Origin of the sequence: Sorangium sp. So ce176 (genome assembly GCF_051519835.1) — a bacterium.
GTDB classification, from domain to species: Bacteria; Myxococcota_A; Polyangia; order Polyangiales; family Polyangiaceae; genus Sorangium; species Sorangium cellulosum_G.
In genome coordinates, this window is sequence record NZ_CP150371.1 from 2,315,553 (window position 1) to 2,333,939 (window position 18,387).

Below are 18,387 nucleotides of genomic sequence, written 5' to 3' on the forward strand. Positions count from 1 at the left end.
ACGCGGCGGCGAGCTCGGCGCGCGCGGCGCGCGGCGAGCCGCGCGAAAGCCCGCGATAGATGGAACGAGCCGTCGCAGCGGTCATGTCCGCGCGACGGCGCTCGCGGGCATTGCCGCGCCGCGGCGGCGGGCTCAGCGCCCGAGCCGCCGTCGCGGCCTACATCATGGATGAAGCGAGCCATTGATCCGATATGCCCGCGCGCCGGCATGGACGGCGAGCCGACCTCGTTGTCGGCGCCTTGACCGCGCGTGAGCCAGAAATCATTCTATGGCCGTCGAGCGCTTCTGGCGTGACCGCCCCGCGCTTCGAGCGACGGTAGAGACGGTGGAGCGGTTGGGGGCCGCACCCTGGAAGCAACGGTTTCAGGGGCTCGATCCAGGCAAGCGCCCGCGGGCAGCCAGCGCGCGTGTCGGCGCACGCGCGCACGCGCGCATCGGGCGCGCCGACACGCGCGCTCGCGCCGGAGCCCCGCAAGCTCCGGCGGCGGCCGCAAGGGCGCCGCCGGATTCCCGGTCAACCATTCACGGAAGGTGAAAACAGATGGACATCAAACCCACACAGGCAGAGATCGACAAGCTCGCGACCAAGCTGGATGAGCTCTCGGAGGTGCTCACCGAGACCGAGCGAGGCCTCCTGCTCGCCATCATCAGCATCGCGGGCCAGTCGATCGCGGAGAAGGCGAAGGCGAAGCCGGCGGAGCCGACCGGCCCGACGAGCCTGCCCAGGCTGTCGGACGCCTTCAAGTCGGCGTTCAAGGCGGGCGTCGCGGCCAGGTACGAGTTCGAGGGCGAGGCCGCCGCAAGGGAGGTCTCCGTCGGCGGCGCGACAGTCACCTGGACTAACTAGCCCATGAGCTCGTCGCCCAGGAAACTCGCGAGCGAACCGGCGCCTGGCAACAGGCGACGTCTATCGCTGCTCGACGCGGCCGAGCCGGGGCAGGGAGAGGTCCGGCCCGGGTCACCGGGGGTCCGGGGCGACGTGACAAGGCTGGACGCAGAGACACGGAGATCGCGCGCGTCGTTTCGGGTCGCGCTCGTGACGATGCCGTTCGTGTCGATGACGAGGCCTTCCATCCAGATCGGGCTCCTCAAGGCCATCGGGGAGTCCCACGGGTTCCCGGTGACGACCCACCACCTGAACCTGGATTTCGCGGTCCAGGTAGGCCCGGCCGTGTACGAGCACCTCTGCCGGCATCGAGGGCGCCTGGTCGGCGAATGGCTGTTCTCCCTGGCGGCCTTCGGCGACCGGGCGCCCGATCTCGAGGATCGATTCCTCGAGGACCTCCTGCCCGGCGCCGATGGCCAGCCCGCGGGCTCGCCCGAGTCGCCCGAGCGGCTGCGGTCGATCCGCCATGAGGTGGTGCCCCGCTACCTCGATCACCTGGTCAACGCGGTCGCCTGGGGGGATTTCCGGGTGGTCGGATTCACGTCGACGTTCCAGCAGAACACGGCCTCGTTCGCCCTGGCGAGGCGCATCAAGGAGCGCCACCCGGGCGTCACGCTGATCTTCGGGGGCTCGAACTTCGAGGGCGACATGGGGGTCGAGCTCTGTCGGTCGATCGATTGCGTCGATTACGCCGTGTGCGGCGAGGGCGATCAGGCCTTCCCCGAGCTGCTCCTCGCGCTGCACGACGGGCGCGATCCGGCCGGGGTGCCGAGCGTCGCGTGCCGGCGGGGCGGCGAGGTGGCGAGCCCGCGGCCGCGCCCGCCGTTCGAGCGGCTCGACGAGCTGCCGGTGCCCGAGTACGGCGAGTATTTCGAGCGGGCCGAGGCGCTCGGGCTCCTGCCCCGCGCGGGCCGGCGGGTCGTCGATATCCCCTTCGAGAGCGCCAGGGGCTGCTGGTGGGGGGAGAAGCACCATTGCACGTTCTGCGGGCTGAACGGCTCGACCATGGCGTTCCGCGCCAAATCGCCCGAGCGCGTCGCGAAGGAGCTGGCCGAGCTCGCGCGCCGCCACAGGAGCTTCCAGTTCGAGGCGGTCGACAACATCGTCTCGAACGCGTACCTGAAGACGCTCTTCACCCGCCTCGCCGAGGAGCGGACCGATTACGAGTTCTTCTACGAGGTGAAGTCGAACCTCACCCGGGAGCAGCTCAAGACGCTCGGCGACGCCGGCGTGCGGCGCATCCAGCCGGGGATCGAGTCGCTGAGCAGCCACGTGCTCAAGCTGATGCGCAAGGGGGTGACAGGGATCCAGAACGTGAACACGATGCGCTGGTCCAGGTACTACGGCATCGGGGTCGGCTGGAACCTGATCTGGGGCTTCCCCGGCGAGACAGCGGAGGACTACCGGGAGCAGGCGGAGCTCATCGCGCAGCTCACGCACCTGGAGCCGCCGGGGGGCGCGGGCCCCATCTGGATGGAGCGGTTCAGCCCGATCTACGCGGATCGCGCGTCGTTCCCCGCCGCGTACGTGCGGCCGGAGAAGAGCTACGCGTATGTCTATCCGCAGCACCTCGCGCTCGACAAGGTGGCTTATTTCTTCGACTACCAGCTCGAGGACACGCTGGGCGCGTCCGTGTACGAGGGGCTGTCGAGGGCGGTGACAGCCTGGATCGAGGCGTGGAAGCGGGCGCCGCGGCCGTCGCTCACCTGCTGGTCCTCTCCGGAGCTGCTCCAGATCGAGGACCTGCGCGATCCGGCGCGCGCCGGCACGTACACGTTCGAGGAGCCGCTGGCCTCGCTGTACCTCGCGGCGAGCGATCGCCCGCTGACAGCCGAGAGCATCGCGGCGAAGGCCGGGATCGCCGCGCCGCCGGACGAGGTCGAGGCCGCGCTGGCCGAGTTCTGCGCGAGGGGGCTGATGATGCGAGAGGGCCGGAGCTTCCTGGCGCTCGCGCTGCCGGCGAGCCCGGGGAGATGAGGAGCCGACGATGAGCGTGCACGTGGAAGAATCGCTGCCGCCCGCGGCGCTCGGCCGCGCCCGCGACGCGCTCGCGCGCCTCGCCGAGGGGGAGGGCGGGCCCGGGGGCCCTGGCGACCTCCTGGAGCGGGCGGCGACGCCCGGGCTGCCCGAGGACGTCGCGGTGGCCGGCCGCCCGGTCGTGCTCCGGAGCCAGGCGAGCGCCGCGCTGGCGCTCGGCTCGGAGGCGCGCGCTGCCGCGCTGTGGGCGGCCGCCGAGGGCCTCGACGAGGCCGGGCGCGCGGCGCTCGACGTCCTGCTCCGGCGCGCCCTCGATCCGGTCGAGGCGCTGGCGACCTGGCCGCTGGAGACGCTGTTCACCCCCGACGAGGCGGCGTGGCTCAGGGCCGCCCGGCCGAGCCAGGCGCCGGCGGCGCCCACGCGGCTCCGCTGGGCGCCGGGGCAGGACATGGGCTACGCGGGCTATGCCTGCGCGATCGTCAAGATCACCCGGCTCTGCAACCTGCGCTGCACGTACTGCCACGATTGGCGGGCAGAGACGAACCAGATCATGACGTTCCCCGTGCAGGCCCGGCTCTTCCAGGAGCTCGTCGGGTCCGGGCAGCACGGCACGATCGAGGTCGTGTGGCACGGCGGGGAGCCGACGCTGCTCGGTCAGAGGGCCTTCCTGAGGACGCTCGCGCTGGAGCGCTGGTTCCAGCGCCCCGGACAGCAGATCTTCAATCGCATCCAGACGAACGCCACCACGATGGATGACGCCTGGGTGCAGCTCTTCCTCCGCTATGGAATGCACGTCGGGGTCAGCATCGACGGGCCGCCCGAGCTCCACGATCGCACGCGCCTGCACGTGAGCGGCCGGTCGACGTTCTCGGACGTGCGCCGCGGCCTGCGCCTGCTGCGCGACGCCGGCCTGCTCAAGCACGTCTACCTCGTGATCGGCGGCGCGACGCTCGCCGCGGGCGCGGCGCGGATCGTCCGGTTCCTGCAGGAAGAGGGGCTCACCCGGGTCGGCGTGCTCCCGACCCGCCCCGGCAACGGCGATGGCCATGACGCGGGGCGGCCCGGCGTGGCGTGGGTCGATCGGGCGACGTACGTGCGCTTCCTGCTGGAGCTCGACCGGGCGCGCAGGGCGCAGCCCGAGCCGTGGATCCACGTGCGCGAGCTCGACAGCGCCGCCCGCGCCGCGCGCGGGGAGGTGGCGGGCCATTGCGAGCTGCTCGGCAACTGCGTCGGGGCGTTCTTCTCGATAGAGCCCGACGGCAGCGTCGGCCATTGCGACAAGTTCGTCGGCGACCCCGATTACACGCTCGGCAACGTGCTCACCCAGAGCTTCGACGAGATGCGCGCCGGCCAGCGCGCGCAGGCGCTCGCGGCGGGCAACCGCGCCGCGCAGGAGCAGCAGCGGGGGTGCCGGTATTTCAAGTACTGCCGCGGCTGGTGCCCGCACGAGCGCTACGTCGCCGAGCGCCACGACCCGGGACACGACCCCTCGTGCTGCGGTCTCTCCGAGCTGTTTCAGGTGCTGGAGGAGGAGGCAATCCATGCGAACGGTCCACGTCAATGAGGCTTCCAGGGAGCAGCTCGCCGCGCTGCTCGATCTGAGGCCGGAGGAGGTCGAGGCGCTCGTGCGGGCGCGCCCGTTCCCGGGGCTCGCGGAGCTCCGCCGCGCCCTGCCGTTCCGGGTGGCGCGGGGCGTGCGCGCGCTCGAGATCCCGAAGCTCGACATCAACGCCGCGAGCGAGGAGGAGCTCGCGCGCAAGGCGGGGATCCCGGCGGCGGCCGCCCGCGCGATCCTCGCGGCGCGGCCGCTCTATTTCCTCTCCGAGCTGCGCGGCCTGCCGGAGATCGACGCCGCCGCGCTCGACGCTGTCGCGGCGATCTTCGACGTCCCCGAGCTGGCCTACCGCGACAAGCTCACCGGAAACCGCGTCGCGCTCGCGCCGGACGCGTCCGAGGTCGTGGTGACCTTCCGGGAGAGCGAGGCCGCCGCGCGCGCGCCGAGCCCCATGGCGCTGGGGCTCCGGGAGGACGCGCGCTCGGGGCCGCGCGCGAGCCACCGGCTCTTCCGCGTCCCCGAGACCGAGTCGGCGCCGCAGATCCTGGCGGATCTCAGGCGGGCGCCGGACGTGGAGAAGGTGACGCCCGCGTTCCGAGATCCGTCGGCGAGCCGCCGGTACATGGATCCCGAGCTGTGCGCCGTGCAGTTCGCGGACGGCGTCCCCGAGGCGCGGCAGGCGGAGATCATCGCCGCCGCGGGGTTCGAGATCGCGGAGCGCCACCGCACCCCGGGGCTTTTCACCCTGCGCGTCGTCGACGGAAAGAGGGAGCCGGCGCGGCTCACGCGCGCGATCGAGGGCCTGAACCGCCGGAGCGAGGTGAAGTTCGCCGAGCCCAACTTCATCGGCTTCGACGATCTCGAGGGCGGCGGGGCGGGCGCGCCGGCGAGCGGCGGGCCCGCGGCGGCCTGGAACCTCGCGCTGCTCCGCGCCCCGGACGCGTGGCGCTACGGCGAGGGCTCGCCGGACGTGATCGTCGCCGTGATCGACTCCGGGGTCGACACGTCGCACCCGGCGCTGAAGGACGCGATCCTGCCGCGCGGAGACGACGACGACTGGAACTTCGCGGGCGACGGGGTGCTCGTCCCCGACGACGAGGTCGGGCACGGGACGTTCATCGCCGGCATCCTGGTGGGCAGCGGCGCGCAGTCGATCCAGGGGGTCTGCCGCGGGTGCCGGCTGCTGCCGCTCAAGGTGCCGCTCTCGGGCGAGACGGCGAGCTATGCGCGGCGGCGCGACGCGATCCTCTATGCGCTGAGCCGCGTCCCGGCGGGGAAGCGGCTCGTGATCAGCCTGAGCTGGAAGACAAGCGGCGATGTCGGCCTGATCCGGGACGCCATCGCGACGGCGGTCGAGCGCGGCGCCGTCGTCGTCTGCTCCGCGGGCAACTGGCCCGATCAGGCCGATCAGCCGCATTACCCGTCCGATTACCCGTCGGTGATCTCGGTGGGCGCCGTCGGGCCCGACCTCGCCCGGTGCAGGTATTCGTTCTACGGCAAGGAGGTCGATTTCGGGGCGCCCGGGGGCTCGGGCTCGCACGATCCTGCCGAGAACATCCTCTCCGCGGCGATCGGCGGGGGCGCGCGGTCCGATTTCGGGACCTCCTTCGCGACGCCGCACGTCGCCGGCGTGGCGGCGCTGATCCTGTCCCAGGATCCCGCGCTGTCTCCCGCCGAGGTGCGCGCGATCATGGAGGATTCGGCGACACCCGCGCGCGACCCCGGGCTCGGCGCCGGGCTGATCGACGTCGGCGCCGCCGTGCGCGCCGCCGCCGCGCGCGGCGGGCGCCCGCAGCAGCCCGCGACGCCGGCCGCGCCGCGCCCCGCGCCGGATCGCGCCGAGCGGGATGGCGTGCTCGCCGCCCTGAACGAGAGCGATCCCGAGGAGCTGGCGGCGCGCTTCGGGATCCCGCGCATGACAGCGAGGATCCTCGTCGCGCACCGCCCTATCGAGGATGTCCGGCAGATCCGCGGGACGCTGGGTTTGCCCGACGAGACCTACGCGCAGATCGCGGCGCGCGCCGTGACGGGCCGGGGGCCTGCCGGAGGACATCCGTCGTCGAGCGCGGGGGGATGAGCCATGAAGAGAGAGATCCAGATCCTGGGCTACACCCCGTTCGCGAGGGCGCTCCGGGGCGCGCTCTCCGGGGAGGGCGCGCCGCGCGGCGCGGCGTCGTCCACCGTCGTCCTCGCGTGCCACTGGGAGGACCTCGCCGCGCTGCGGGCGTTCGACAGCCACGCGGAGTCGCCGTGGATCCTGATCGAGGCCGGCGACGAGGGGCAGGCGCTCGTCGGCCCGATGCTGGGCGCCGGCGGGTCGGGCTGCCTCGCGTGCTTCACCGCGCGCCGCCGATCGAACGGGGCGAGGGGGTGCCGGCCTGTCGAGGAGGCGCCCGACGCGCTGGTGGCGCGCGTCGCCGCGGCGGTGCGGCGCTGCCTCGACGGTGACGACGGCGGCGCGGCCGGCGCAGCCCAGATCGAGCTGCTCCCGGACGGCGGGACGCGCCTCCATGACTTCGTCCCGGTCCCCGGGTGCCCGCTGTGTCGAGAGGCGCGCCTGCCCGTGGAGGCGAGCGGCATCGACGCGCTCGTGGGCGAGCGGCTCGGCGTCGTGACGCGGGTCGACGAGATCGCCAGCGGTTTCCCGGGGATCGTGGCGGCCCTGGCGGTCGGGTGCTGCACCGAGCCGCTCGGGTGGAAGCTGGGCGTCCGGGGGCTCAACGACGGGATCGCGGCCGACACGACGATGGCGTCGGCCCGCGCCCGGGCGAGCGGGGAGAGCGTCGAGCGCTACTGCCCCGCGTTCGCGCCCGACGATCTCCCGCTGGCGCGCGCGCGCGATCTCGACGGCCGGTGGCTCGACCCGCGCCGCCTCGCCCCGGGGGAGCCCTTCGACGCCGACGCGCCGCTGCGCTGGGCGCGCGCCACGTCGCTCGCGGACGACGCGCCCGTCTGGGTGCCCGCGGCGTTCGTCTATTTCCCGTACCGCCGCGCGGAGGGCGAGCCCTCGCTCGGCGTGCAGACGACCTGCGGCCTCGCGCTCGGCCGCACGCTCGACGACGCGATCCAGCACGCGCTGGAGGAGCGCGTCGAGCGCGACAGCGTGATGCGCGCGTGGCGCCTCCACCTGCCTGTCGAGCGCGTCGACGTGCGCCCCGTCCCGATCGAGGGGCTCCACCTCTGCCGGCTGCCGTGCGAGAGCGGCCTCGAGGTCGTCGTCTCGCTCCTCGAGCGGCCCGAGCCGCCGTACGCCGCGACAGGCCTCGCGGCGCGCCGATCGCTCGAGGAGGCGGCGCGCGCCGCGTCGCTCGAGACGGTGGTGGTCGACCTCTGGCTGCGGGGGTGGCTCGCCCGCGGCGAGCCGCCGCCCGCGTACCCGCCCCGCACGCTGAGCGACCACCCGCGCGCGCACGCGATCCGGCGGGATCTGATCGCCAGCCGGCAGCGCTGGCTGCGCCCGGACGCCGTCGCGCGACCTCGCCCGCCGGCGCCTGGCTGGCGGCAGATCGCGGCGCGGCTCTCGGACGCGTGCTTCGTCGACCTCACGACGCCGGACGTCGCGCGGGCCGGGCTGCGGGTCGCGCGCGTGATCACGCCCGACCTCGCGCCGCTCGACTGCGACGCGCTGAGGCCGCGCCTCGACGGCGATCCGACCCCGCACCCGATCGGGTGAATGGAGCCGCCATGCAGCTTGTCTTCATCTGCGGCGGGCGGGGCACGCGGCTCGGCGAGCACAAGCCGGCCGGGGTGCCCAAGTCGATGATCGCGCTGGGCGCCGAGCCGCTCGTCGGCCGGCTCATGCGCCAGCTCCTGCCTTACCACGCCTCGAGCGCGCCCCCTGTCTTCGTTGTCGCGGGCGACGACGAGCACGTCGCGCGCTTCGCGCTGTCGCGGTGCCCCGGGGCGGCGATCGTGCGCCAGCCGGCGCCGGACGGCGTCGCCAGCGCGGCGCTCTGCGCGCGGCCCCTCGTGCGCGGGCCGGCGCTTGTCGTCCTCGGCGACCTGGTGCTCGACGGGCGCCTCGCGGAGCCGTGGCCGGCCGCGCCCGCGCTGGCGGTCTGGTCCGGCGGCGACGCCGCGAGCGTGCGGCGCAACTACGGCGTCCGGCTGCGCGGCGAGCTCGTGGAGGAGCTCGCCGAGAAGCCGCCGGACCCCGGCAATCGCGCCTGCGGCCTCGGCCTCTACCTGCTCACCCCCGAGGTCCTCGATCTGTTCGCGCTCGCGCCGATCAACCCGTCCCGGAACGAGCGGGAGATCACCGAGGCCCTCCGCTTCGCGATGCGCCGGGGCGTCCGCTTCTCGGCGCTGCGGTTCGAGGGCCGGTACATCAACATCAACACCCCGGCCGATCTCGCCGCCGCGCGCGCGCTCGACGCGTCCGCGTCGCTGCGCGCCTGACGTGACGCCGGCGCTGCGCGGCGGGCGCTCAGCCCGCCGCGCGCGCGGTCAGCGCGTATGCAGGCAGCCGCGCTGCCTCCTCGAAGACGGCCTCGTACCGCGCGGCCGCGCGCTCCTCGGTGAAGTCGCGGCGCGCCGTCTCCCACGCGGCGCGCCCGATCCGCGCCCGCAGCCCCGGGATCGTCAGCAGGGCGACGCTGCGCGCGGCGAAGTTCGCGACGTCGCGCACGTCGCAGAGCAGGCCGTTATGCCCGTCCCTGATGACCTCGGGGAAGAAGGCCCGGCGCGCCGCGACGGTGGGCGTGCCCTCGGCGAGGCTGTCGAAGAAGCTCCAGTGCCCCGCGCTCTCGAAGATCGGAAACACGGCGGCGTCCACGGCGGCGAGGAGCTCGCGGTAGACGGGGAACGGCTGGATCCTCCGGAACATCAGCTCGTGCTCGGCGACGCCGGCGGTCCGGAGGGCGAAGTCCTTGAAGCTCTCCCCGCCGAGCGCGGCCTGCTCGCTGCCGTAGTGCGTGACCGGCTCGCCGACGACGAGGAACGCCGCCCCGGGCAGCGCGCGGCGGACCTCGCGCGCCGCCTGGACGAAGACGTCGAAGCCGCGCATGGCCTCGAGCGTCCTCCCGAAATAGCCGAGCAGCGGCGCGTCGGCTGGCAGCCCGTGCCGCTGTCGCAGGGCCCTCCGCTCGGCGGCGTCCCTGAGCGGCCCGACGCGGAAGCCCTCCATGCCGACCCGCACGCGCGGCGCGACGTCGCGCGGGAGCAGCCCCGCGGCGTGGCGGGACGGCGTGATGATGAGATCGGAAGCGCGCAGGCTCTGGTCGACGAGGGCGCGGTGCGCCTCGCCGGCCTCGATGTCCTCGCGCGAGGGCGGGAACTCCGGGCGCGCCGTGGCCATCTCCCGGCCGGGCAGCTCGACATGGGAGACGACGGGCGCGCCGAGGACGCGCCGGATCTCGTGCGTGCAGCCGAAGCTCACCTGTCCGAACACAACGTCGAAGCGCTCGCCCCGGAGCGGCTCGATCGCGCTCGCGACCGCCCGCGCCGTGCCCAGGAAGGAGCCGACAGCGCGCTCGGACCGGCTGCCCGAGGTGACGCGGGCCGGCGTGAAGGGGATCGAGCGGAGCCCGGGCGCCTCGCCGGTGCCGTCCGGCGCGACGAGGGTGATCTCGTGTTTACGGCGGAGCACATCGAAGATGCCGGAGAACTGGCTATGACGCGCGAGCGCAATGGCGAGGATCTTCATTCGGCGCCGAGCCTCGCGCGCGGCGCGGAGGCGCGCAATGCCGAAGTCGGCTGCGCGGACATAGTGTGTCCGCGCCGCGCGAGCCGCCGTGAATGGCGAGGTGATGGCGTCTGGATCGATCGCTTTTCGATTGCAACGTCGTCTCGCTCTTCATTGCGATGCGCGACTCGCGATCTCCGCATCTGGCCGATGAGGTGAGCTCCTCCCCATGGCGTCCTGGCAGCGCAATCCGCTGCCTCTCCCCGCGGTCTCCCGCGGGCGCGAGCCGCTCGCCCCCTGTCGCGAACCCCAGCGTTGAGGCAAACTGAGCGAGGTCCCCGCGTGCTTGCTCGCCTCCCCAGCGCATCGCTCTCCGGCATCGGCGGCGTCGGCGGCGTCGGCGTAGGATTCCGCCCCGAGCTCGCCGCCGATCTGCTGTCCGCGCCGGGCGCCGTCGACTTCGTCGAGGTCGTGGCCGAGGCCTGCTTCGCGAGCCCTGCCGCGCGGCGCGAGGCGGCCGCGATCGCCCGCATCTGGCCGGTGGTGCCCCACGGCGTGAAGCTCTCGCTCGGCAGCGCCTCGGGCATCGACCTCGATCGCGCCCGCCGCCTCGGGGCGCTCTGCCGGGAGCTCGCCGCCCCCGTCGTGAGCGAGCACGTCGCCTTCGTGCGCGGCGGCGGCCGGGAGATCGGCCACCTCACCGCGCTGCCGTACACGGTCGAGGCGGCCCGCGTCGTCGCGCGGAACGTCGCCGCGGCCCGGCGGGCGCTCCCGGACATCCCGCTGCTGCTCGAGAACGCCGCGCGCACGCTGCGCTTCCCCGACGACGACCTCGACGAGGGGCGCTTCTACGCCGAGGTCGTCGCCCGCACCGGCTGCGACCTCCTCCTCGACGTCGGCAACGTCTACGCGAACGCCGTCAACGACGGCATCGATCCCACCGCGCTCGTCCGCTCCTACCCGCTCGATCGCGTCGCGATGATCCACATCGCCGGCGGCGCCCGCGAGCACGGCTTCTACTTCGACACGCACGCCCACCCCGTCCCCGAGCCGGTCTTCGCGCTCCTCGCCGCGGTCCTCGAGCGCACCGGGCCGGTCCCGATCCTCCTCGAGCGCGACGGCGACTTCCCCCCGTTCGCGGCGCTCGCGGCCGAGATCGCGACCCTCCGCGACCTCGTCCGGTCCGCGCCGCCCCGCCCCCCGCCGACGGCCGGTCACACAGCGGCATTGCAAATTTCCACCCCCGATCCGGATCCGCCCGCCGGGGCCCCGGCGCTCGCTGCGGCGCAGGCGCACGTGGCCGAGCTGCTCACCGCGCCGCTGGCTCCATCGGCGGACGGCGTGCGGCCGTTCGACGCCGCGGAGGTCGCACGCTCGCGCGGGATCCTGCAGCGCAAGCGCGTGGACGACGCGCTTCCGCTGCTGCCGCGGCTCGCGTCGCACCGCGAGGCCGCCGCGCGCCTCGCGGCCCGGTGCCTCGAGGCGTCGCCGCGGGCCCCGCGCCTCGCCGCGGTGGCCGACGCGCTCCGGATCGCCGCCGCCGCCGGGGCCGACGCGCGGCTCGCGCCCGAGGCGGCCGTGGATCGCCTGCTCCTCCGCGCCCGCTTCGTCGGGCCCGCGGGCGACGGGAGCGTGCGGCCCCGGCTCCTGCCGTTCATTCGGCGAGAACGCCTCCCCGGAGGTCGGGTAATCTGGGCGATCAAGGGGATTGGCTCGAGCGCCGACGTCCGGCTCTTCGGGTCGCGAGGGTAGCGCATGAAAGAAGGAACGATCGCCCAGGGGAGCGCCGTCTCCAGGCTGCCGGCGCCGGTGCAGGCGCGGCTCACTGAGCTCAAGGAGAGCCTCGAGCGGACGCTCGGCGACGAGCTCGCGTGCCTGCTCGTCTACGGCAGCGCGGCGCGCGGCGGTTACCGCGAGGGGCAGAGCGACGTCGATCTGATGGTGGTGCTCAACGAGGCTTCCCGCGAGGGCCTCGACGCGATCGCCAACGCGCTCAGGATCGCGCGCTACGCGGCCCGGATCGAGGCGATGATCCTCACCGTCGCCGAGATCCCGCGCGCCGCGGACGTGTTCCCGCTGCTCTACGACGACATCCGCCGGTGCCACGTGCTCCTCTCCGGGCGCGACCCGTTCTCGGCGCTGGTGATCGACGGCAAGAACCGCCGCCTGCGCGTCGAGCAGGAGCTCCGCGAGGCGCAGATCCGGCTCCGCCGTGCGGTGGTGGACGGGCTGGGCTCGGACGAGGCGCTGCGGGGCGCTGTCTTCCGCAAGGTGAAGCAGATCCGCGGCCCGCTGCACGCCCTGCTCGGCCTGCACGGAATCGATGGGGACGACGACCTCGCGACAGTGCTCGCCGGGGCGGGCAAGCACCTCGGCGTCGACGTGGCCCCGCTCCAGCGGGTCCACGAGGCGCCGGGCGCGGCCTACGAGGCGCTCGCCGCGCTGCTCGCGCGCGCGGTCGACGACGTCGATGGGCTCGAGCACGCGGGGGCGCCGTGATCCACGAGATCTTCGATTTCTTCCCGTTCAACATGGAGTCGGGGCCGGCGTTCCTGCTCTTCTACGGCGCGCTCGCGGCCTCCGGCCTCGTCTTCGCCGTGCTGCTGCGCAACGCGATCGGCGCCTCCCTCGACAGGTCGGCGCAGCCCGGCGGCGCGCCGGCGGCCGCCGCGGCCGCCGCGGGCACGCCGTACCGGTTCCATGCGCAGCCGCCGCAGAGGCAACGGCTCTCGGCGGGCTGGATCCCCCAGCCGGACGAGTACTGGGCGATCGCGTACCTCCGGAACCAGAGCAAGGGCGTCGCCGAGACGCTGATCGCCGTCGCGATGGCCGCGGGCTGGCTCGTCCCCGCGGGCGACGCGAAGGACGCGCCGCAGGCGTTCCAGGTCGCGGCCGGCGCCCCGCCGCGCGACCGGGTGCTCGCGGCGCTCCACAGCGCGCTCTCCTCGAGGGGGGCCGCGGGCGCGACGCTCTCGGTGGCGCAGCTGCGCGCCTCCGCCGACCAGATCGCGCAGCGGTTCGAGCCGGAGCTCCGCGGCGAGCTCGCGGCCGCCGGGATGCTCCGCACGCCCGGGACCGTGAAGACGCTCTCGGCCGTTGTCTGGGCTGTCGGCCTCGCGCTCCTCGGGGTCGGGTTGATCCGCGTCCTTCGCGCGGAGGAGCTCAACCGCCCCCACACGTTCCTCGTGATCGAGATGATCGCGCTCCTGTTCGCCACGTGGTTCGTGGCGATGGCCACGAGCAAGTACAGCAGCCTGAGGGCGAGCTACCTCGCGTGGCTCGACGACTCGACCGTCTCGCTGCGCTCGGACGTCGCCGGCGGTCGCCGCCGGGACGCGGTGGACATCGGCCTGACGGTGGCCGCGGGCGGCGCGGCGATGCTCGCGATGTCGCCGCTCTTCGCGCCGATGGTCTACGCGATGCGCCCGCCCGTGGCGGTCTCGACGGGCGGCGGCTCGTCGGGCGGCTCGAGCTGCAGCTCGTCGAGCTGCGGCGGCGGCGGCGGCTGCGGTGGCGGCGGCGGTTGCGGCGGTGGTGGTGGCTGCGGCGGGTGACGCCTGCTTCGAGGTGCTCGACGCCCTCGGCCTCTGCCGGCTCACCCGGCGCGCGGGCGACCTCGACGGCGCGGTGCCGCTCCGGGTGGCGAAGGCGTGCGTGCCGCTCCTCGAGGGCAACGCGTTCGGGCTCCAGATCACGCTGGCGCGTCCGATCGAGGTGCAGCGGCGGCTCGGCTCGCTGCGCGCCGAGCCCGCGGGGGAGCACCGCGAGGCGCTGCTCCGCGCGCACCGCGCCGCGCTGCCCCGGCTGGTCACGCAGGGCTTCCTGGCGCCCGAGGGGGCGTGGCACCGGGCGCTGCGCGGCGGCATCGCCTGGACGTGCCGGGCGGGGCTCGGCCCGCCGCGCCTGCGGCTGTGGACCGGGCTCCTGGTGCGCCCGGATCCGGGCCTCTGGTTGCGGGTCGCGGGCGCGGCGAACCGCCGGAACGTGCTGATCGACGTGAGCGAGGCGTATCTCGCCGACGACGGTGCCTTCGTGCCGCTTGTTGTCGAGCTGCGCGTCCGCGACGAGGCGCCGCGGGTGCTCCGGCTCGAGGGCGAGATCGGCTGCGTCGCGCCGGTGCTCCCCGACGTGCAGATCGAGGCCTGCGCGCTCGCGGACGCCCCCGAGGTGGGGCGGGCGCACGCGGCGTTCTACGACGCGAGGTACTTCGCGGTGAAGAAGGGCGAGGTGACGCGCAAGTACCGGCGCCTCGTGGGGGGAAAGGCGAGGGCGGGGGAGGGGCGCGCGGGCGCGGGGGGCGCGGAGGAAGGGAGCGTGGAGGAAGGGAGCGCGGGGCCGGCGCGCGCGCGGCTTGTCGTGGCCGGGCCGGGGGCGCCCGAGATCGCCGAGGTCACCGAGGTCACGACCGCGGCGGGGCCGGATCCGGTCCCCTGGCGCGGGGGGGCCCGGCGGCTCCAGTCCATCGTGGTGAGGAACGCTGTGCCGTTCCGCGCGACCTTCGACGGGCACACGCTCGCTGTCGCGCCGGAGGCGCCGCGCCTCGCCGAGGGGGCGGCCGCGGTGGAGCGCACCTTCGCCCGGGTCTTCGGGGAGGATTTCGTCGCCGCGAACCGCGGGGCGCTCTGGTACCTGACGAAGTACTTCACGCCCCACCCGCCGGGCGAGCCGCACTTCTTCGTGAAGCCGTGGGCCTTCACCACGACCCCGCCGGGCTGGTCGAGCCTGCTCGAAGGAATCCACGGCGAGGGCTACGACGTGATGCGCGGGGTGGTCGCGACCGACGTCTTCTTCGCGACCCCGGCGGTGTTCCACGTGCGGCGGATCGGCGCGGCGATCGAGGTGCCCGAGGGCGCGCCGCTGCTCCGCGTCCTGCCCATCCCGCGCGACCTGCTCCGCGCCGGGTTCCGGGAGGCCCGCTTCCTCGATGGATGAGCGGGGCGGGGTGGGAGAAGAGGATTTGAACCACAGAGGCACAGAGGGCACAGAGGAAGAGAGAGGAAGAGAGAGGAAGAGAGAAGAGGGGATGAGCGGGGTGGGGTTTTGATTCGGTGGTTTGTTGGTATGATGGGAATTGAACGTCTCGATATCTCGAGCGCCGCACGCCCATGATCGAGCGATGGATCTGGCCGGGGGCGGAGCGCGGTCCGGTGAGGCTCCATGACGAGCTCGCGGCGCGCGGCTTCGCGGTCCTGCGCGGGGACGAGGGGGCGCTGGCCCCGGAGGAGGCGGCGCGGGCGCCGTGGGGGTTCGCGGAGCGGCTCCTCGGGGCGAGGCCGCTCCTGGTCGAGCGGCAGCCGATCAAGGCGGTGCCAGGGGGCAGGTCGTTCGCCGCGAGCTCCGCGGCGGCGCCGCTCCACACGGACAGCCAGTGCTTCGCGGGCGCGCCGCCGGCGGTGCAGATCATGGCCTGCGTCAGGCCCGCGGAGCGCGGCGGGGGCTGCCTCCTGCTCGACGGCTGGGCGCTGCTCGCGACGATCGAGCGCGACGACCCCGAGCTCTTCCGCGCGCTCTTCACGGTGTACAGGCGCATCCCCTTCGTCTTCGGCGACGTCTTCGGGCCCACCGTGTCGCTCCGCGACGGCGCGCTGGCGCTCACGCACGCGCCGATCGTGCCGCCGGGGGACGCGATCGCGGCGCGCCTGGCGCGCTTCGTCGAGGCGTCGGGGCGCGAGGTGATCGAGCTCTCGCTCGGCGCGGGGGACATCCTGGTGGTCGACAACCGGCGCATGCTCCACGGGCGGCGGGCGTTCGAGGGCGGGGCGCGCGAGTTCGTGCGGCTGCTCGTCTGGACGGGGGCGAAGCTCCCGTCGCCGCGCGCGTACAACGCGCTCGCCGCCCAGGTCGCCGAGGACGCCGCGCGCCGCCTCGCGGCCGCGCCAGAGGCCACGCGCCGGCGGCTCGGCCTCGGCGCGCCGCCGCTGCCCGAGGCCCGCCGCCGCCTCGGGCTGGTCCTGGAGATGCTGCGCGGCGTCCCGCCGGGCGTCCTCGCCGCGCGCGAGCGCATCCCCGAGCCCGAGCTCTACCGCCTCCGCGACGCGGCGCTCGCCGCCGCCGAGGCGGCGCTCGCGGGCGCCGCGGAGGGCGCGGACGACGGCGCGCTGGCCGAGGCGATCGCGCGGACGAGCCGGGGGTGAGCGGCGCGTGAGCCACCCGAGCGGCGATGACGATCCGGAGCCGCGACGGGCGTAGACTTCCCGCGCCATGGAAGACGCGAGCCCCCTGCCGTCGCGCGACGTGTTCCGGCCCCACGCGCTCGACGGGGCGCTGCTCTGGTTCCATCCGCGAACGGGGACGAACGTGCGCTGGGACGGGGCCGCGACGCGCCGGTTGACGAGGCGGGCCCCGCGCGTCGCGCTGTTCGGCATCACCAACCGGTGCAACCTCGCGTGCTCGTTCTGCTCGCGGGACAGGGACGCAGGCAGCGCGTGGACGGTGGACGGGGCCTTCGACGTGCTCTCGGGCCTCGCGCGCCGCGGCCTCCTCGAGGTGGCTTTCGGCGGAGGAGAGCCGCTGGCGTTCGCCGGCTTCGACGAGCTCTTGACGCGCCTCGCCGAACGGACCGGGCTCGCGCTCCACCTCACCACCAACGGCACGTTGCTCACGGAGCGGAGGCTCCGTGCGCTCGCGCCGCACGTCGGAGAGATCCGGGTCTCCGTGTATCAAGACACGCCCTGGGAGGACCGGCTGGAGCTGCTCGCGGCCTCGGGCGTGACGTTCGGCGTGAACGTGCTCGCGACGCCCGCGCTGCTCCCGTCGCTGCCCGCGCTCCTCGCGCGGCTCGCCCGGCTCGGGTGCCGCGACGTGGCGCTGCTCCGGTATGTAGGGCTCGACCCGGACAACCACCTTGACCGGGACGGCGAGCGCCGCCTCGCCGAGATCATCGCCGACAGCCCTGTTCGAGCGCGGCTCTCGGTCTGCTTCGGGGACAGGCTGGAGCCCGTGCCGCGCCTCTTCGACGGGGTGGACGGCGACTGCGGGGCCGGCCTGGACTTCGTGACGATCACCTCGGATCGCACGCTCAAGGCCTGTTCGTTCCAGAAGCGGGGAGCGCCCGTCCGGTCGGCGGACGACGTGCTCGCCGCCTGGTCTGCCGAGCGAGAGCGGCTCCTCGGGCCCGCGCCGCTCCCGGGCTGCGCCAGGCCCGCGCGGCGCAAGGCACAGCTCTCCGACGGTATCCGTATCTGGCAGGGGTTCTCCGGCAACAACAGCGGCGACTGCGTGCTCGTCGGGCGCTTCGAGGAGCTGGAGGACGCCCGTCGCTATATCGACGATCTCTTGCCGGGATGGACTCCGGGCGAGCCGTACGGGGCAGCGTGGCGAACGCTCCTGGAGCGCGAGGGGATCCGCCTGGACGACGAAGAGGTGGCGCCGGGCTCGATCGCGCGCGTCGGGGCGAGCGTGATGCTGCACACCGACATGGCCGTGGGCGACGACTTCCCCTCGCTGCGAGCGCTCCTGTGGAAGCGGGGCGGACGAGCCGTCTATTCGGGCGTCCACGAGCACGATCCGGTGGAGCTCGTGGCGGGCCTGCGGTTCGAGGACGCGGCGTCGCTGGAGGCGGCGGACGTCGCGCTGGCGGTCGACGACATCGCCGTCCTCGAGAGGCGCGGCCTCGACCTGTACGGCCCCGTCCCGATCCGCGGCGCATCGCCCTCCGCCGGAACACCGGATCTGGGACCGCTCCAGGGCACCATCTCGCAGCTCGAGGCGATCGCGGAGAGGCACGGTGCCGTTCTGGCCGCCGAGCTGGCCCCGCTCCCCGGTGAGCCCCACTGGCCTGAGATGCTCGCTGCCCGCCCCCCGCGCGACGATCGCGCGCGACTCTGGGCCTCGTTCCCGGACGCCGGGACGGCCGCCACCATGGCCGATTCGCTCGACGGCAGGGCGGTGATCGCGGACCGCTACCTCATCGCCACGTCGTCGCGGATCCCGGCGCGCTACGGCTTCCGGATCCAGCGTGCCGGCGGGAACGCGGAGTGGATGGACGGCGGCCCGGTCCGGCTCTCCGCCACGTTCTGGCGGCGCTCCCAGGAGACCACGGCGTGCATGGCGCCCGAGGCGCTCAAGGTGGCGTTGCGGCCTTATCTGACAGCCGAGGACGAGCTCGCGACAGACCAGGAATGGATTCGCCCCCGCGCCACGGTGATCACCGGCGAGCCGGGTCGCGTGCTCCCCGCGCTCATCGGCTTTGCGCGCAGCCACGGGCTGGAGATGTGGCTCGACGCCGCGCCCCGTGACCGCATCGTCGCCGTGATCGCGCGCCTGAAGGACGACCTTGCGCGGGCGCAGAGGGCCGCGCGGGCGAAGTAGCGCGCTGTCGCCCGCTGTTCCGCGTTGGTGATCCGC

General features: G+C 74.3%; 13 protein-coding genes. 12 read left to right on the forward strand and 1 reads right to left on the reverse strand.

Annotated elements, in window-relative coordinates:
- Positions 1-541 precede the first annotated feature (541 nt).
- The 6 genes from WMF42_RS08935 (at position 542) to WMF42_RS08960 (ending at position 8,816) form a co-directional block, all read left to right on the forward strand.
- The gene (locus WMF42_RS08935; protein WP_061609302.1) at positions 542-847 is read left to right on the forward strand and encodes a hypothetical protein; all 306 of its coding nucleotides are present in this window, start codon (positions 542-544) and stop codon (positions 845-847) included.
- Positions 848-1,036: 189 nt separating this feature from the next.
- The gene (locus tag WMF42_RS08940; RefSeq protein WP_437691438.1) at positions 1,037-2,863 is read left to right on the forward strand and encodes a RiPP maturation radical SAM C-methyltransferase; all 1,827 of its coding nucleotides are present in this window, start codon (positions 1,037-1,039) and stop codon (positions 2,861-2,863) included.
- Between the two features lie 10 nt (positions 2,864-2,873).
- Positions 2,874-4,427 carry a radical SAM protein gene (locus WMF42_RS08945; RefSeq protein WP_437691440.1) on the forward strand — a complete coding sequence of 518 codons (1,554 nt, stop codon included), beginning with the start codon at positions 2,874-2,876 and terminating at the stop codon, positions 4,425-4,427.
- Positions 4,405-6,495 (forward strand): S8 family peptidase, encoded by a 2,091-nt coding sequence (locus tag WMF42_RS08950; RefSeq protein ID WP_437691442.1) that lies wholly within the window; start codon positions 4,405-4,407, stop codon positions 6,493-6,495. Before WMF42_RS08945 ends, WMF42_RS08950 begins: the two co-directional genes overlap by 23 nt.
- 3 nt (positions 6,496-6,498) lie before the next feature.
- Positions 6,499-8,091 (forward strand): YcaO-like family protein, encoded by a 1,593-nt coding sequence (locus WMF42_RS08955; protein ID WP_437691444.1) that lies wholly within the window; start codon positions 6,499-6,501, stop codon positions 8,089-8,091.
- 11 nt (positions 8,092-8,102) lie between these two features.
- On the forward strand, positions 8,103-8,816 hold the full coding sequence (locus WMF42_RS08960; protein WP_437691446.1) for a sugar phosphate nucleotidyltransferase: 714 nt from the start codon (positions 8,103-8,105) through the stop codon (positions 8,814-8,816).
- Between the two features lie 28 nt (positions 8,817-8,844).
- Here the strand turns inward: WMF42_RS08960 and WMF42_RS08965 are convergent, their stop codons facing one another.
- Positions 8,845-10,062 carry a glycosyltransferase gene (locus tag WMF42_RS08965; protein WP_437691448.1) on the reverse strand — a complete coding sequence of 406 codons (1,218 nt, stop codon included), beginning with the start codon at positions 10,060-10,062 and terminating at the stop codon, positions 8,845-8,847.
- A gap of 321 nt (positions 10,063-10,383) precedes the next feature.
- Between WMF42_RS08965 and WMF42_RS08970 the strand changes: the two genes are divergently transcribed.
- The 6 genes from WMF42_RS08970 (at position 10,384) to WMF42_RS08995 (ending at position 18,351) form a co-directional block, all read left to right on the forward strand.
- Positions 10,384-11,793, forward strand: a complete 1,410-nt coding sequence (locus WMF42_RS08970; RefSeq protein WP_437691450.1) for a DUF692 domain-containing protein — start codon at positions 10,384-10,386, stop codon at positions 11,791-11,793.
- 3 nt (positions 11,794-11,796) lie between these two features.
- Positions 11,797-12,540 carry a nucleotidyltransferase domain-containing protein gene (locus WMF42_RS08975; protein ID WP_061612932.1) on the forward strand — a complete coding sequence of 248 codons (744 nt, stop codon included), beginning with the start codon at positions 11,797-11,799 and terminating at the stop codon, positions 12,538-12,540.
- Positions 12,537-13,595: a hypothetical protein gene (locus tag WMF42_RS08980; RefSeq protein WP_061612931.1), complete on the forward strand. Its 1,059-nt coding sequence runs from the start codon at positions 12,537-12,539 to the stop codon at positions 13,593-13,595. The genes WMF42_RS08975 and WMF42_RS08980 overlap by 4 nt, the downstream gene beginning before the upstream one ends.
- Positions 13,579-14,973 carry a hypothetical protein gene (locus WMF42_RS08985; protein WP_437691453.1) on the forward strand — a complete coding sequence of 465 codons (1,395 nt, stop codon included), beginning with the start codon at positions 13,579-13,581 and terminating at the stop codon, positions 14,971-14,973. Before WMF42_RS08980 ends, WMF42_RS08985 begins: the two co-directional genes overlap by 17 nt.
- Positions 14,974-15,146: 173 nt before the next feature.
- A complete protein-coding gene (locus WMF42_RS08990; protein WP_437691455.1) occupies positions 15,147-16,175 on the forward strand; it encodes a TauD/TfdA family dioxygenase in 1,029 nt (342 codons plus the stop codon).
- A gap of 67 nt (positions 16,176-16,242) precedes the next feature.
- Positions 16,243-18,351, forward strand: a complete 2,109-nt coding sequence (locus WMF42_RS08995; protein WP_437691457.1) for a radical SAM protein — start codon at positions 16,243-16,245, stop codon at positions 18,349-18,351.
- Positions 18,352-18,387 lie beyond the last annotated feature (36 nt).